14 protein-coding genes are annotated in these 14,326 nt (G+C 74.2%); 4 read left to right on the top strand and 10 right to left on the bottom strand.

Features of this window, described 5'->3' with window-relative positions; genetic code table 11:
• The first annotated feature begins 77 nt into the window (after positions 1–77).
• Positions 78–539 (top strand): Lrp/AsnC family transcriptional regulator, encoded by a 462-nt coding sequence (locus D7M15_RS26155; protein WP_121521422.1) that lies wholly within the window; start codon positions 78–80, stop codon positions 537–539.
• Positions 540–775: 236 nt separating this feature from the next.
• Positions 776–1,609: a MerR family transcriptional regulator gene (locus D7M15_RS26150; protein WP_121519744.1), complete on the top strand. Its 834-nt coding sequence runs from the start codon at positions 776–778 to the stop codon at positions 1,607–1,609.
• 12 nt (positions 1,610–1,621) lie between these two features.
• Here the strand turns inward: D7M15_RS26150 and D7M15_RS26145 are convergent, their stop codons facing one another.
• The 5 genes from D7M15_RS26145 to map form a co-directional block, all read right to left on the bottom strand.
• The gene (locus tag D7M15_RS26145; RefSeq protein WP_121519743.1) at positions 1,622–3,850 is read right to left on the bottom strand and encodes a 3-hydroxyacyl-CoA dehydrogenase NAD-binding domain-containing protein; all 2,229 of its coding nucleotides are present in this window, start codon (positions 3,848–3,850) and stop codon (positions 1,622–1,624) included.
• 72 nt (positions 3,851–3,922) lie between these two features.
• Positions 3,923–5,137, bottom strand: coding sequence for an acetyl-CoA C-acetyltransferase (locus D7M15_RS26140; RefSeq protein WP_121519742.1), 1,215 nt, complete (start codon positions 5,135–5,137; stop codon positions 3,923–3,925).
• 116 nt (positions 5,138–5,253) lie between these two features.
• Positions 5,254–6,396: an acyl-CoA dehydrogenase family protein gene (locus D7M15_RS26135; RefSeq protein WP_121519741.1), complete on the bottom strand. Its 1,143-nt coding sequence runs from the start codon at positions 6,394–6,396 to the stop codon at positions 5,254–5,256.
• A 1-nt stretch (position 6,397) separates the two neighbouring features.
• Positions 6,398–7,672, bottom strand: a complete 1,275-nt coding sequence (locus D7M15_RS26130; protein ID WP_121519740.1) for a CaiB/BaiF CoA-transferase family protein — start codon at positions 7,670–7,672, stop codon at positions 6,398–6,400.
• A gap of 153 nt (positions 7,673–7,825) precedes the next feature.
• Positions 7,826–8,593, bottom strand: a complete 768-nt coding sequence (gene map, locus D7M15_RS26125) for a type I methionyl aminopeptidase (protein WP_121519739.1) — start codon at positions 8,591–8,593, stop codon at positions 7,826–7,828.
• 75 nt (positions 8,594–8,668) lie between these two features.
• On the opposite strand from map, the gene D7M15_RS26120 reads away from it, so the two are divergent.
• Together D7M15_RS26120 and D7M15_RS26115 are read left to right on the top strand one after the other, a co-directional pair.
• Positions 8,669–8,992: a helix-turn-helix transcriptional regulator gene (locus D7M15_RS26120; protein ID WP_121519738.1), complete on the top strand. Its 324-nt coding sequence runs from the start codon at positions 8,669–8,671 to the stop codon at positions 8,990–8,992.
• Positions 8,993–9,216: 224 nt separating this feature from the next.
• A complete protein-coding gene (locus tag D7M15_RS26115; RefSeq protein WP_121519737.1) occupies positions 9,217–10,407 on the top strand; it encodes a sulfotransferase in 1,191 nt (396 codons plus the stop codon).
• 176 nt (positions 10,408–10,583) lie between these two features.
• Here D7M15_RS26115 and D7M15_RS26110 read toward each other — a convergent pair whose 3' ends face one another.
• The 5 genes from D7M15_RS26110 to D7M15_RS26090 all read right to left on the bottom strand — a co-directional run bounded on the left by D7M15_RS26110 (position 10,584) and on the right by D7M15_RS26090 (position 14,226).
• Positions 10,584–11,333, bottom strand: coding sequence for an endonuclease V (locus D7M15_RS26110; protein ID WP_121521420.1), 750 nt, complete (start codon positions 11,331–11,333; stop codon positions 10,584–10,586).
• 29 nt (positions 11,334–11,362) lie between these two features.
• Positions 11,363–12,175: an arylamine N-acetyltransferase gene (locus D7M15_RS26105; protein ID WP_121519736.1), complete on the bottom strand. Its 813-nt coding sequence runs from the start codon at positions 12,173–12,175 to the stop codon at positions 11,363–11,365.
• A gap of 194 nt (positions 12,176–12,369) precedes the next feature.
• On the bottom strand, positions 12,370–12,693 hold the full coding sequence (locus tag D7M15_RS26100) for a hypothetical protein (protein WP_240649499.1): 324 nt from the start codon (positions 12,691–12,693) through the stop codon (positions 12,370–12,372).
• Positions 12,683–12,883, bottom strand: a complete 201-nt coding sequence (locus D7M15_RS26095) for a hypothetical protein (RefSeq protein WP_121521418.1) — start codon at positions 12,881–12,883, stop codon at positions 12,683–12,685. The genes D7M15_RS26100 and D7M15_RS26095 overlap by 11 nt, the downstream gene beginning before the upstream one ends.
• Positions 12,884–13,029: 146 nt before the next feature.
• Positions 13,030–14,226, bottom strand: a complete 1,197-nt coding sequence (locus D7M15_RS26090; protein ID WP_240649498.1) for an oxidoreductase — start codon at positions 14,224–14,226, stop codon at positions 13,030–13,032.
• Between the last annotated feature and the right edge of the window lie 100 nt (positions 14,227–14,326).

The following is a 14,326-nucleotide window of genomic DNA, read 5'->3' as shown; positions in this document are numbered from 1 at the left end:
GCTCACCGTAGCCCCGGAGGCGCCGCACAGGATGCCGAATGTGCCCCCATCCGCTACCCCGATTAGCATGTTCTGCCATGGACAGGACCGATCGCGCAATCATCGCGCACCTCACCGGGAACGGGCGCCTCACCAACACCGAACTCGCCGACCGCGTCGGCCTCTCCCCCTCCCCCTGCCTGCGCCGCGTACGGCAGCTGGAGAGCGACGGCGTGATCACCGGCTACCACGCGTCGGTCGCCCCGGAGGCCCTCGGGCGCGGCTTCCGGGTGCTGGTGCACGTGGAGATGTCGGTGCAGGACAAGGGGACCATCGAGGCGTTCGAGGAGACCGTCGCCGGGTTCGACGAAGTGGTGCACTGCCTGCGGCTGTTCGGGCAGCCCGACTACGTGCTGTGGGTGGCGGTGCCCGACCTCGCGACGTACGAGCGCTTCTACCTGAACCGGCTCACCGGGCTGCCGGGGGTGGCGCGGACCAACTCGCAGTTCACGATGAAGACCGTCAAGAGCACACCGGGGCTGGGACTCCCCACTGCCTGAGCGGGGGCCCGGACACACCCCCGGGCGCGAGTGCCCGGGTCGCTCTGGTGCAGGCCGTCCAGCTCCGCCAGCAGGCGGCGCTTGGGGCGTGCGCCGACCCAGGAACGGACCGGCGTGCGGGGGCCGGTGCGCGGCGAGAGCTTTCACAGAAGTGGTGAGACAGCAATACTGTCCCACGTACGCGGGACGGCCGGGCGCACCGGTGGACCGGAGGACCAGTCAGGGAGGCGGGACCGATGGCGGACCAGGACCGGGGCCAGGACCGGGAGGGCGACCGGGAGCGGAGCGGGGAGGGCGCCGGGTCCGACACCCTGACCGTCGACGAGCTGGCCGCCCGCGCCGGGGTGACGGTGCGCACCATCCGCTTCTACGGCACCCGCGGCCTGCTCCCGCCGCCCACCATCGGCGCCCGGCGCGTCGGCCGCTACGGGCCGGACCACCTGTCGCGGCTCGCGCTGATCGAGGAGTTGCAGCACCAGGGCATGACGCTCGCCGCCATCGAACGCTACCTCCAGCGGCTGCCCGACGACCTCAGCTCGTACGACCTGGCCCTGCACCGCGCCGTCGTCGCCTCCTGGACGCCCGACACCGTGGACGAGAGCACGCGCGGGCAGCTGGAGGGGCGCGTCGGACGGGAGTTGACCGACGACGACCTCGAACGGCTCGCCGCCATGGGCGTGTTGGAGCGCACGGACGACCCGGAGGTGTTCCGGGTGGACCCCGCGCTGCTGCACCTCGGGACGCGGCTGCTGGACGTGCCGATCTCGCAGCCCGCGATCCTGGCCGCGCGCGAGGTGCTCCAGGGCCACGCGCGGGCGGCGGCACGGGAGTTGAGCACCCTGTTCAAGGACGAGGTGTGGGAGCCGTACCGCGAACAGGAGGTCGGCCCGGAGCAGTTGGAGCGGATGAAGTCCCTGTCGGCGCACATGCAGCCGATCGTGGTGCAGGCGCTGCTCACCGCGTTCCAGCGGTCATTGCGGGAGGAGCTGCGGGGGGCGTTCCCGGAGGAACGCTCCCCGCGCGTGGGCGGCGCGGAGGCGGCCGCGCCGCCGACCCCGGCCGACGGCTAGAACCGTCCGGCGCTACGGCTGGTCGCTGAAGCGCTCCCCGGCCGCCGCCTTCTCCGCCAGCAGCGGCGGCACCGCGAAGCGCGGCCCGTACGCGGCCTCCAACTGCCGCGCGCGGGCGGCGAAACCGGCGGTGCCGCCCGCGTAGCCGTTGACGTACTGGAGGACGCCCCCGGTCCACGGCGGGAAGCCGATGCCCATGATGGAGCCGATGTTGGCGTCCGCGACGGACGTCAGCACGCCCTCCTCGACGCACCGCACGGTGTCCAGCGCCTCGACGAACAGCATCCGCTCCTGCAGCTCCGTGAGGTCGACGTCCTCGGGGCGTACGGGCGCCCCGTCCGCCGTCGCCCCGGCGGCCGCCGCCGTGAAGTGCTCGCGCAGGCCGGGCCAGAGGCCGGTGCGCCGCCCCTGCTCGTCGTAGTCGTAGAAGCCCGCGCCGCCGCTGCGTCCCGTACGCCCGAACTCGTCGACCATCCGGTCGATCACCGCGTCCGCCGGGTGGTCGGGCAGCGGGGTGCCCGCGGCGGCGAGTGCCTCGCGGGTCTCGTCACGGATCTTGCGGGGCAGGGTGAGCGTCAACTCGTCCATCAGGGAGAGGACCTTGGCCGGGTAGCCCGCCTGCGCGGCGGCCTGCTCGACGGTGGCCGGGTCGACGCCCTCGGCCAGCATCGCGACGCCCTCGTTGATGAAGTGGCCGATGACGCGGGACGTGAAGAAGCCGCGGGAGTCGTTGACGACGATCGGCGTCTTGCGGATCTGCCGCACCAGGTCGAACGCGCGGGCCAGCGCCTCGTCGCCGGTCCGCCCGCCGCGGATGATCTCGACCAGCGGCATCTTGTCGACCGGCGAGAAGAAGTGCAGGCCGACGAAGTCCCCGTCGCGCCGTACGCCCTCCGCGAGCGTGGTGATGGGCAGCGTGGAGGTGTTGGAGCACAGCAGCGCGTCCGGCGCCACCACGTCCTGGACCTCCTGGAAGACCTTGTGCTTCAGCGCCGTGTCCTCGAAGACGGCCTCGATGACGGCGTCGCAGTCCGCGAGGTCCGCCACGTCGCCGGTCGGGGTGATGCGGTCCAGCAGCTCGGCGCGGCGCGCCTCGGTCGTACGGCCCCGGGACAGCGCCTTGTCGAGGAGCCCGGCCGAGTACGCCTTGCCCTTCTCCGCCGCCTCCCGCGTGACGTCCTTCAGCACGACGTCGATCCCGGCCCTGGCGCAGGAGTACGCGATGCCCGCGCCCATCATCCCGGCGCCGAGCACGGCGACGCGGCGTACGGGGCGCTCGGGGACGTCGCGGGGGCGGTTCGCGCCGGAGTTGACGGCCTGGAGGTCGAAGAAGAACGCCTGGATCATGTTCTTCGCGACGGGGCCGGTGACCAGCTCCGTGAAGTAGCGCGCCTCGATCGCCTGCGCGGTCTCGAAGTCGACCTGCGCGCCCTCCACGGCCGCCGCGAGGATGTTCCGCTGCGCCGGGTAGGGGGCGCCGGCGGTCTGCTTGGCGAGGTTGGCGGCGAACGCGGGCAGGTTGGCCGCGAACTTCGGGTGGGCGGGCGTACCGCCGGGGATCTTGTAGCCCTTGACGTCCCAGGGCTGCCCGGACTCGGGGTGCGCGTCGACGAACGCCCGCGCCGCGGCGAGGAGTTCGTCCCGCGTCGCGACGACCTCGTGGACGAGGCCGACCTCCAGCGCCTTCGCCGGACGGTACTGCTGGCCCTGGAGCAGCACCTTCAGCAGGGCGTCCGCGATGCCCAGCAGACGTACCGTACGGACGACGCCGCCGCCCCCGGGGAGCAGGCCGAGGGTGGCCTCCGGGCAGCCGATCTTCGAGCCGGGCGCGTCGAGGGCGACGCGGTGGTGGCAGGCGAGGGCGATCTCCAGGCCACCGCCGAGCGCGGCGCCGTTGAGGGCGGCGACGAGCGGCTTGCCGAGCGTCTCGATGCGCCGCAGGTCGCGCTTGACGCGCATCCCCGTCGCGTACACGCGCTCGGCGTCCTCGGGCCGCGCCTGGATCAGTTCGCGCAGGTCGCCGCCCGCGAAGAACGTCTTCTTGGCGGAGGTGACGATGATGCCGCGGACGCTGTCGCGCTCGGCCTCCAGGCGGTCCGCGACCTCGGTCAGGGAGGTCTGGAACGCCTCGTTCATGGTGTTGGCGGACTGGGCGGGGTCGTCGAGGACGAGGGTGACGACTCCGGTCCCGTCCTGCTCCCAGCGGATGGTGGACGCCGTGGACTCGTTGGACACAGCCATGGTGGTGGTTCTCCGTTTGGGGTGGGACGTGCCGGGTGTGCGGGGCGGCGGGGCCGGTGGACGGGCGCGGGCTCAGAGCCGTTCGACGACGGTCGCGATGCCCATGCCGCCGCCGACGCACAGCGTGGCCAGGCCGTACCGCTGGTCGCGGCGCTCCAGTTCGTCGACGAGCGTGCCGACGATCATCGCGCCGGTGGCGCCGAGCGGGTGTCCCATGGCGATGGCGCCGCCGTTGACGTTCACCTTGTCCAGGGACAGGCCCATGTCGCGGACGAAGCGGAGGACGACGGCGGCGAACGCCTCGTTGATCTCCACCAGGTCGATGTCGTCGATGGTCAGCCCGGCCTTGGCGAGCGCCTTGCGGGTGGCGGGCGCGGGGCCCGTCAGCATGATGGTGGGGTCGGCGCCGGAGACGGCGGCGGAGACGATACGGGCGCGGGGGCGGAGCCCGTAGCGCGCGCCGACCTCCGCGTTGCCGATGGCGACGAGCGCCGAACCGTCCACGATGCCCGACGAGTTGCCCGCGTGGTGGACGTGGTCGAGGCGCTCCACCCAGTGGTACTTCTGGAGCGCGACCGCGTCGAAGCCGCCCAGCTCGCCGATGTCCGCGAAGGACGGCTTGAGCTTGGCGAGGGAGTCGGCGGTGGTGCCGGGGCGCATGTGCTCGTCGTGGTCGAGCACGGTGACCCCGCTGCGGTCGGTGACGGGCACCACGGAACGGTCGAAGCGGCCGTCCTTCCACGCCTCGGCGGCGCGGTCCTGGGACAGGGCGGCGTACTCGTCGACGTCGCGGCGGCTGAAGCCCTCGATCGTGGCGATCAGGTCGGCGCCGATGCCCTGCGGCACGAAGGAGGTCTCGAAGCTGGTCATCGGGTCGTTGAACCAGGCGCCGCCGTCGCTGCCGAGCGCCACCCGCGACATGGACTCCACGCCACCGGCGAGGATCAGGTCCTCCCAGCCGGAACGTACCTTGGCGGCGGCCAGGTTGACGGCCTCCAGACCGGACGCGCAGAAGCGGTTCTCCTGCACGCCCGCGACGGTGTCGGGCAGGCCCGCCGCGATGGCGGCGATCTTCGCGATGTCGGAGCCCTGGTCCCCGACGGGGCCGACGACGCCCAGCACGACGTCGTCGATGGCGGCCGGGTCCAGGTCGGGGAACCGGCGGCGCAGCTCGTGGATGAGGCCGACCACCAGGTCGATGGGCTTGGTGCCGTGCAGGGCGCCGTTGGCCTTGCCGCGCCCGCGCGGGGTGCGGATGGCGTCGTAGACGTACGCTTCCGTGGTCACGTTGAGCTGCCTTTCGGGAGTCGGGTCCGGGGTGCCGGGTCGGTGTGCCGGGCCGGGGGTGCGGCGGGGGCGGGGCGGAGGGCTCGGGTGGCGGGTTCGGGCGGGCGGCGGTGGGCTCAGCCGAGCAGCGAGCGGCCGATGATCTCCTTCATGATCTCCGTGGTCCCGCCGTAGATGGTCTGTATCCGGCCGTCGGTGTACGCGCGGGCGACGGCGTACTCGTTCATGTAGCCGTAGCCGCCGTGCAGTTGCAGGCAGCGGTCCGCGACGCGCTTCTGGAGTTCGGTGGCCCACCACTTGGCCATCGAGGCGTGCACGGCGTCGAGTGCGCCCTTCGCGTGGTCGGCGACGCACCGGTCGACGAAGGTACGGGTGACCGCGCACTCGGTGGCCATTTCCGCGATCTCGAACCGCACGTGCTGGAGCTTCGCCAACGGCCGCCCGAACGCCTCGCGTTCCTTCACGTACGCCGTGGTCAGCTCCAGTACGTGCTCCGCGGAGGCGATCCCGGCGACGGCGATGGCCATGCGTTCCTGGGCGAGGTTCGTCATCAGGTGGCCGAAGGCGCCGTGCAACTCCCCGAGCAGGTTCTCCTTGGGGACCCGCACGTCGTGGAAGAACAACTCGGCGGTGTCCTGGGCCTTCTGGCCGATCTTGTCGAGGTTCCGGCCGCGTTCGAAGCCCGCCGCGCCGCGCTCCACGACGAGCAGGCTGAGGCCCTTCGCGCCGCCCTCGGGCGTGGTCCGGGCGACGACGACCACGAGGTCCGCGAGGATGCCGTTGGAGATGAACGTCTTCGACCCGTTGAGCACCCAGTGGTCGCCCGCGTCCTCCGCGCTCGTACGGATGCCCTGGAGGTCGGAGCCCGCGCCGGGCTCGGTCATGGCGATGGCCGTGATCGTCTCGCCCGAGCAGAAGCCGGGCAGCCAGCGGCGCTTCTGCTCGTCGGTGGCGAGGCCGGTGAGGTACGGGCCGACGATGTCGTTGTGCAGGCCGAGCGCGAGCCCGGTCGCGCCCGCCCGCGCGAACTCCTCGGCCAGCACGGCCGCGTAGCGGAAGTCGGGCTCGCCCCCGCCGCCGTACTCCTCGGGCACCGCCAGCCCCAGCAGCCCCTGCCGTCCGGCGGCCAGCCAGGCGGCGCGGGAGACGACGCCGTCGCGCTCCCACTGCGCGTGGTACGGCTCGACCTCCTTGGCGAGGAAGGTGCGCACGGTCTGCCGGAAGGCGTCGTGGTCGCCGGTGAAGATCTCGCGCTGCATGTCAGTCGGCTTCCTGCTCGGGGGCGGATGCGGGTACGGGTGCGGGCGATAGGGCCGCGGCGGGCGCGGGCAGGTCCGGCACCCCCCAGTCGCGGGCGACCTCCGCCGTGTGCGCGCCGGGCAGCGCGGGCCCGCCGCGTACGGAGCCGGGGGTGGCGGAGAAGCGCGGCGCGGGCGCGGGCTGGGTGATGCCGTCGTGCTCCACGAAGGTGGCGCGGGCGGCGAGTTGGGGGTGGTGCGGCGCCTCGCGCAGGGAGAGGACCGGGGCCACGCACGCGTCGGAGTCAGCGAAGACCCGGGTCCACTCGTCGCGCGTACGGGTGCGGAAGCGGGCGGCGATCGCCGTACGCAGCTCGGCCCAGCGGGCGGGGTCCTCGCGTGGCGGGAGCGGCGGGAGGGGAGCGGCGGCGTCCGGCCCGTCGGCGGGCGCGGCGGACGGCCCGCCCGGGTCGAGGAGTCGGGTGAACTCGGCGTAGAACGCGGGCTCCAGCGCCCCCACGGCCATGTGTCCGCCGTCGCGCGTCTCGTACGTGCCGTAGAACGGGCTGCCGCCGTCCAGCAGGTTCGCCGCCCGCCGGTCCTGCCAGGCGCCCGCCGCCAGCATGCCGTGCAGCATGGCGGACAGATGGCTCGTACCGTCCACGATGGCCGCGTCCACGACCTGCCCGGTCCCGCCGTCGGCGCGTACGTGGTGGAGGGCCGCGAGCACGCCGATCACCAGGTAGAGCGAGCCGCCCGCGTAGTCCCCGAGGAGGTTGGCGGGCGCGTACGGCGGGCCCTCGGCGGGTCCGGTGATACCGAGGGCGCCGGTCACCGCGACGTAGCCGAGGTCGTGCCCGGCCCGCTGGGCGAGCGGGCCGTCCTGGCCCCAGCCGGTCATCCGCCCGTAGACGAGGCGGGGGTTGCGGGCGAGGCAGGCGTCGGGGCCGAGGCCGAGGCGTTCGGCGACGCCGGGCCGGTAACCCTCCAGCAGCACGTCGGCGCGGTCCGCCAGGTCGAGCGCGGCGGCGGCGCCCTCGGGTGTCTTCAGGTCGAGGACGACGGAGCGCTTGTTGCGGTTGGTGACGTCGTACGCGGGGTCGATGCCGAGGGCGGGGCCGCCGGGGCGGTCGACCCGTACGACGTCGGCGCCGAGGTCCGCGAGGACCATCGCGGCGTACGGGCCGGGGCCGATCCCGGCCAGCTCCAGCACGCGGACGCCGTCGAGCGGCCCGTGCGGTGCCGCCGTCGCGTCGTGTCCGCGCGCGGGACGCGCGTGCGGGTGTTCCGCTGCCATGGGGACCCCAGCCGTCGGATACGGAAGCCGTTTGACACAAACGATGTAACACCAGCGATGCTATGAAGGTGCCGCACGTTCCACAAGCCCCGTGGCCGGGTCCGGGGCCACGGGGTCGGGTGGGGCGGGAGAGGGTCGGCGCGGGGCGCCCGGTCAGGGCAGCGTGAGCACGCGCGGGCCCGACTCCGTGACGGCGATGGTGTGCTCGATGTGCGCCGCGCGGCTGCCGTCGGCGGTGAACATCGTCCAGCCGTCGCCACCCGTACGGCACGCGTCGCTGCCGCCCACCATGAACATCGGCTCGATGGCGATCGCCAGCCCGTGCCGCATCGGGTAACCGCGCCCGGGGCGGCCCCTGTTGGCGACGTGCGGGTCCTCGTGCATGCGCCGCCCGATGCCGTGGCCGCCGAAGTCGGCGGGCATCCCGTACCGCCCGGCGCGGGCCCGGGTGCCGATCGCGTGCGAGATGTCCCCGACGCGGTTGCCGACGACGGCCGCCGCGATGCCCGCCTCCAGCGCGGCGCGCGTGTCGGCGATCAGCTTCTCGTCCTCGGGGCGGGGCGTGCCGACGATGAACGTGTCGGCGGCGTCGCCCGTCCAGCCGTTCAGCTCGGCGCCGCAGTCGGCGCTGACGACGTCGCCGTCGCGGAGGCGGTAGTCGGTGGGGATGCCGTGCTGCACGGCGTCGTTCACCGAGACGCAGAGGACGGCGGGGAAGGGGACGGGGGCGAACGACGGCTGGTAGCCGAGGAAGGGCGAGGTGGCGCCCGCCTCGCGCAGCACGGCGTGCGCCGCCTCGTCCAGCTCGCGCAGGGTCGTGCCGATCCGGGCGGCCTCCCGCGTGGCGGCGAGCGCGTGGGCCACCACGCGTCCGGCCTCGCGCATCAGGTCCAGCGCGTCGTCGGTCTTGATCTCCACCATGGTGCTGCTGCCTCCGGGCATGGGTGACGGGGGTCGAGTGACCCCAATTTCTATACCGGTATTAGTATCACGCTCATGGTGCGCACACGATTGACCGAGGAGGAGCGGCAGCGGGGCGAGCGGTTCGGCACGCTGCTGCGACAGGCACGCGGGGAACGGAGCATGGTGGAGGTCGCGGCCGCCGCCGGGGTCTCCGCCGAGACCCTCCGCAAGATCGAGACGGGGAGGGCGCCGACCCCGGCGTTCTTCACGGTGGCGGCGCTCGCCACCACGCTGGGGCTGTCCCTGGACAGCCTGGCGGAGGCGGCGTTCGCGGCGGGCGCGGACGCGGCGACCGACGGCGGTGGGAGCGGTGGCCGTACGGAGCCGGTGGCGGTGGTGCGGCGGCTGTCGGCCTGACGGTACGGGCCCCGCCCGTACCGATCCCGTACACGCGCACGCGCCCTCGCCCGTACGGGCGTCGGCGCCGTGCCGGTGACGTCCGGTGGGGTACGGTCGCCGCTGGTACGACCGGCCGCACGGGCCGGTGTCCGGCGGCGGGCGCGCACGGCCGGGCGCCCCCGGGCGCGGCGCGGTGGGCGGGCGCCCGTACGGGCGACGGGACGGCGAGCGGAGCGGGTGGCGTGGACGAGTACGCGGGCGTACGGCCCCTGACCTTCGTCGTCGGCACCGGGCGCAGCGGCTCGACCGCACTGTCCCGCGTGCTGAACCTGCACCCGGACGTGCTCAGCCTGAACGAGATGTTCGCCTCCCTCAGCGACCACTCGACTCCCCAGGAGCCGCTGTCGGGCGAGGAGTTCTGGCGGGTGCTGGCCGAGCCCAACCACTTCTTCGACGGGATGACGCGCAGCGGCGTGCCGCTCCCCGAGTTCCTCTACAACCGCCTGCGCGGCGGCCGTTACGCGGCGGACACCACCGGCATCCCCGCGCTCTGCCTGATGGTCCTGCCGCACCTGGTGGCCGGTTCCGCGCCCGGCAACGGCACGGGCGCCACGGGCGGGAGCGGCGCCGGAGGCGGCGGGGGCGACGCGGAGGCGGCGGGCGCCGACGCGGCGCACGTGGACCCGGCCGACGTGGACGCCGCGTTCGACGCCCTGGAGCCGGAGATCCGCCGCCTGCCGCGCCGGCCCGCGGCGCGGCAGTACGAGGCGTTGTTCGCGCTGCTCGGCGCGCGGTTCGGCGGTGGCCGCGCCGTCGTCGAACGCTCCGGGTACTCCCTCCAGGCGGTGCCCAGGCTGCGCGCCGCCTTCCCGCACGCGCGGTTCGCGCACCTCCATCGCGACGGCCCCGACTGCGCCGTGTCGATGAGCCGTCATGTCGGCTACCGCTCGATCGCGGTCCTCCGCGAGATCTTCCGGCGCACCGGCACGCGCCGCTTCTCGGAGCTCACCCCCGAACTGGTCCGGACGCTGCCGCCCGAACTCGCCGAGGTCCTCAGCGAACGCTTCGACCCCGCCCTCCTCCTCGAACGACCCCTGCCGGTCACCGGGTTCGGCGCCCTCTGGTCCGAACTGGTCGTCGAGGGTGAGGACCTCCTCGCCGAGCTGCCGCCGGACCGGCGTACCCGGCTGTCGTACGAGGGCCTGGTCGCCACGCCACGCGAGGAGTTGGCGCGGCTGGCGACGTTCGCCGGGGTGGAGCCGTACCCCGACTGGCTGGAGCGGGGCGCCGCGCTGCTCCACGGCGCCCGGCGCGGCGCCGCGCTGCGGCTGCCGCCGGAGGAGCTGGCGGAGCTGCGGGAGCGCTGCGCCCCCGGCATGCGGCGGCTGGGACGGCCGGTGGCGCGTCAGCCGGACGCGGAGTCGCACGCGTAGGTGGTGTCCGGCGGCGCGCCTTCCGACTCCTCGCCCAGGCGGGCGCGTACGGCGACCACCCCGAGGGCCCGCCTGCGTGTGCCGGTCAGGGGCGGAACGTACCCGGCGGCGCCGGGGAGGGTCCCGTGGTCCGACACCCGTTCCCGCCCGGCCGGTTCGGCGGTGTGCCGCCGGGGTCAGTGCCCGGCGCGCCCCGCGTCCTCCAGCGCCTCGCGCAGCGCCGCCCGGCACAGGGCGTCGGCCCGCCGGGTCGTCTCCGGCAGGCGGTAGCGGCGTGCCAGGTCGAGGGTGTGGGCGCAGGCGGAGTCGAGCCCGACGCGGTGGCCGACGGACACGTAGACCGGCCGTACGCCCTCCCGCGTACGGAGCGCGCGCCCCACCTCCTCCGTACCGTCCAGCAGCGGCGCGCCGTCACCCCGTACCGCGCCGACCGGCCCGTGCCGGTAGCGGAACGGGGTCTTGGCCACGCCGATCGTCGGCAGCCCGGTCAGCACCCCGAGGTGGCTGGCGAGGCCGAGGCGGCGGGGGTGCGCGAGGCCGTAGCCGTCGCAGACGACCAGGTCGGGTACGCGGTCGAGGCGTTCCAACGCGACCAGTACGGCGGGGAGTTCGCGGAAGGCCAGCAGCCCGGGCACGTACGGGAACGGCACCCGCGCGCACTCCGTGGCCCGCGCGACGACCTCGTGCGTGGCGCCGTCCAGGACGACGGCCGCGGCGGCGACGGTGTCGTGCGCGTCGTCGTAGGCCACGTCGACCCCGGCCAGCAGCGTGCCGGGAGTGCCGGGCGGCGGCGCGTGGTCGGCCCGTTCGACCCGGGCCCGCAACTCCTCCTGCACGGCCCGCGCCTCCGCCTCGGTGACCGGCCACGGCCCGCTGCGCGCGACCGCACCGGCGGCCCCGGGTGTCGCGGCGGCCCCAGGCGTCACGGCGGCTTCCGGGGCCTCGGCGGTCCCGCTCACGCGCCCGCCGGGTGGTCCACGACGCGCGGCGCGCGGTCCACGACCACCGGCTCCCGGTCCAGCGTGACGCCGAACAGCTCACGGTACGCGTCCAGCACCTCGTCCGCCGCCAACTCCCGTTCCGTACGCGCCCCTCGGGCACTCGTCGTCACGAGCAGGCGGCCGCTGAGCGTACGCCGCCCGCCGTCCTCCGTGAGCCGCGAGCACACCAGGGAGCCGGTGAAGTGCGAGTCGGGCGAGGTGCGGTTGTACCAGCACCCCGCCTCGAAGTCCGCGAGCGCGCGGGGGCGGGTGTCGAGCAGGTACTCGGGCTCGCCGTCCCGCAGCACGTCCAGGTCGCCGTCCGCGGCCGGGACGATCCGGAACACGCCCCCGGGGTCCGGCTGTTCACCCTCCGCGTCGAGCAGCAGCGGGTACTCGCTGTGCTTGCCGAACCCGACGTCGGCCAGCCACACCGACCCGTCCACGGTCCGTACGCGCAGCGCCATGTGGCTGTACGGCACGGCCAGCCGCTTGCCCGCGTAGGGGCGCGCGGCCAGCAGGTCGACGCCGTAGCCCAGGGCGCGGAGCAGGGCGGCGAACGTGCCGTTCACCTCGTAGCAGAAACCGCCCCGGCGATCGTCGACGATCTTGGCGAGAAGCGGCCGTTCGTCGAGGACGATGTCCTGGCCGAGATGGATCGACAGGTTCTCGAAGGGAACGGCTGTCAGGTGACGGCGGTGCAGCACCCGCAGCGCCTCCGCGTCGGCGGCGGCGGGGCGATCGGCACCGATACGGGCGAGGTACGCGTCGACGGCGGCGGTATCCATCCACCCAGTATCCCGCGCGCGACCGGTGCCGTACGCACCGTCCGCGTACCGCCGACACCCGGCCACCGCCGCGACCTGTGGGCCCTCGACGACGAGCAGCGGCAAGCACAGCGCGGCACGATACGAGACGGATCGCAGTCAGCGGCGAGGCCCGCGCTTCGACGAACCCGACGGCTGGACCTACGGCACGTGGCCTACGGCCAGTACAGCTTGTTCCTGTCGGGGTCGCTTCTCGGTGCGACCACCGTCGGCGACCTGACCTGGTAGCCGAGGAGTCGGAGGACTTCAGCGGCTGCTTCGGGGTTGTCGCGGACCGCGGACTTGAGTTGCAGGTCACGCCAGTTGCAGAGGTGTTCGTCGAGGACGGCTCTCCAGCCCTGTGCGGTGTCGATGGCGAACTCGCGTTGGAGGAAGAGGAGTACGTCCTCGAGGGCCGGACGCATGCGGTGGCCACCGACGGGGAGGTGCATCTCGGAGAGCTTGGGCAGCTTACGAGACGGCGCCTCGTCAGCAGTCACCTTCGAGAAGGTAGTCGATCCCTTCGATGGTGTGCCACACGTCGAGTTCTTCCATGCTGAGGCTGTAGGTCTCCGCTCGTTCGCGGAGTTGATCATGGGTCATGTGGACCGCGTCGAGCAGCCGTTGACGCTGCGCACGTAACTGCTCGGGGGTCCGGTGGATCACCGTGGGCTGTGCTGTGGTCTGCATGCTGGGCTCCCCTTGGTCGATGACCTCAGTGATAACAGGCCCTACTGACATCGTTCCCTCTCCGGCCGAGGCTGTCACCCTGGCGGGGCCGCTCCGCGTGGAGCGCGGCGTGCGGGAACGGCCGGCGTACGGGCGGCGCGGGGTGGTCAGGGGTGGAGTTGCAGGCGGGCGGCGCGGCCCTTCTCGCCCGCCGCCCAGCAGCCGAGGTCGGGCGCGCAGTCCACCGTGTCGTACGAACCGCCGTCCACCGTCCGCCACGCGCGGCCCCCGTCGAGGGTCACGTCGGTGCCGGTCGGGCCGACGGCCAGGGCGGCGCTCCGGGTGTGCGGCAGCCACGCGACGCCGGAACGGTACTCGGGCACCGGACGGGTGCTCTCCGTCCACGGGCCGCCGCCGTCGCGGGTCACCGCCGAGGCGTGCGGGGAGCGTTCGCCGGGCCGGAAGTCGCCGCCGACGGCCAGCCCGTGGCGCGTGTCGCGGAACGCGAGGCCGAACACGCCGCGTTCCGGGGCGCTCGCCGGGAGCGGCGCGTCGGTCGCCGTCCAGTGCCGTCCCCGGTCGGCGGAGTGCAGGACGCGGGCCTTCCCGGCGCCGCCGGTCGCCAGCCACACGTCGCGGCTGCCGTTGCTGACGAGGCACTGGCCGCTGGCGGCGAAGTTCGCCTCGCCCGCCAGCGCGGGCGGCATCCCGTCGGCGGGCAGCACCCGCCAGCCGCGGCCGCCGTCCGCCGTGGACAGGACGCGGAACCGGCCGTCGACGGGGTCGCTCACGGCCAGCCCGTTGTCGCGGTCGAAGAAGGTGAGGCAGTTGTAGAAGGCTTCGGGGGTGTCGTTGCGGAAGGTCTCCGTCCAGGACGCTCCCGCGTCCTCCGTACGGAACACCCGCGACTCCTCCCCCGGCCCGATGGCCAGGACGACGGCGCCGCGCGCGCCGAACGCCTGGACGTCGCGGAACTCCAGCTCGCCCGCGCCCGGCGGCGACACGTCCCGCCAGGCGCGCCCGCCGTCGCGGGTGAGGAGGACGGTGCCGCCGCTGCCGGCCAGCCAGGCGGTGTCGCGGCTCACGGCGTCGAGGCCGCGGAAGCGGGCGTCCGAGCCGGTGTCCTTGAGGGACCATCCGGCGCCGCCCCGGTGCAGGGCCGCCGCCGTACGCTGCCCCGACTGCCGCTCCGCGTCCGGGTCCTGTGCCGCCCGCGCCGGTCCGGCGCCGAGCGTCGCGGCCAGCGCCGCCGCGCAGACGACGGCGGGCAGCACGCGGCCCGTACGCCGTGCGCCACCCGTACGCCGTACGTTTCCCTGGGCCGTCGCGGGCCCTTCGGCCGTGGTGGACCGGTCAGCAGTCATGGACCAGGAACCTAGGCGATCCCCCGGCGCGCTGCCAGGCCCACGACGGGACCCGCCCGTCGGAACGCCCGTACGGCCGGTACGACCGGACACCGAAGAA

The sequence above is a fragment of the Streptomyces sp. Z26 genome (assembly GCF_003665095.1).
GTDB lineage: Bacteria > Actinomycetota > Actinomycetes > Streptomycetales > Streptomycetaceae > Streptomyces > Streptomyces phytohabitans.
The sequence above is the reverse complement of the archived record's forward strand: the minus strand, read 5'-3'. Positions and strand labels throughout refer to the sequence as shown.

Excerpts from the sequence above, each read along its gene's own strand:
- D7M15_RS26155 (WP_121521422.1), top strand. The coding sequence starts at position 78 with ATGGACAGGACCGATCGCGCAATCATCGCGCACCTCACCGGGAACGGG.
- D7M15_RS26150 (WP_121519744.1), top strand. The coding sequence starts at position 776 with ATGGCGGACCAGGACCGGGGCCAGGACCGGGAGGGCGACCGGGAGCGG.
- D7M15_RS26145 (WP_121519743.1), bottom strand. The coding sequence starts at position 3,850 with ATGGCTGTGTCCAACGAGTCCACGGCGTCCACCATCCGCTGGGAGCAG.
- D7M15_RS26135 (WP_121519741.1), bottom strand. The coding sequence starts at position 6,396 with ATGCAGCGCGAGATCTTCACCGGCGACCACGACGCCTTCCGGCAGACC.
- D7M15_RS26130 (WP_121519740.1), bottom strand. The coding sequence starts at position 7,672 with ATGGCAGCGGAACACCCGCACGCGCGTCCCGCGCGCGGACACGACGCG.
- map (WP_121519739.1), bottom strand. The coding sequence starts at position 8,593 with ATGGTGGAGATCAAGACCGACGACGCGCTGGACCTGATGCGCGAGGCC.
- D7M15_RS26120 (WP_121519738.1), top strand. The coding sequence starts at position 8,669 with ATGGTGCGCACACGATTGACCGAGGAGGAGCGGCAGCGGGGCGAGCGG.
- D7M15_RS26105 (WP_121519736.1), bottom strand. The coding sequence starts at position 12,175 with ATGGATACCGCCGCCGTCGACGCGTACCTCGCCCGTATCGGTGCCGAT.
- D7M15_RS26095 (WP_121521418.1), bottom strand. The coding sequence starts at position 12,883 with ATGCAGACCACAGCACAGCCCACGGTGATCCACCGGACCCCCGAGCAG.
- D7M15_RS26090 (WP_240649498.1), bottom strand. The coding sequence starts at position 14,226 with ATGACTGCTGACCGGTCCACCACGGCCGAAGGGCCCGCGACGGCCCAG.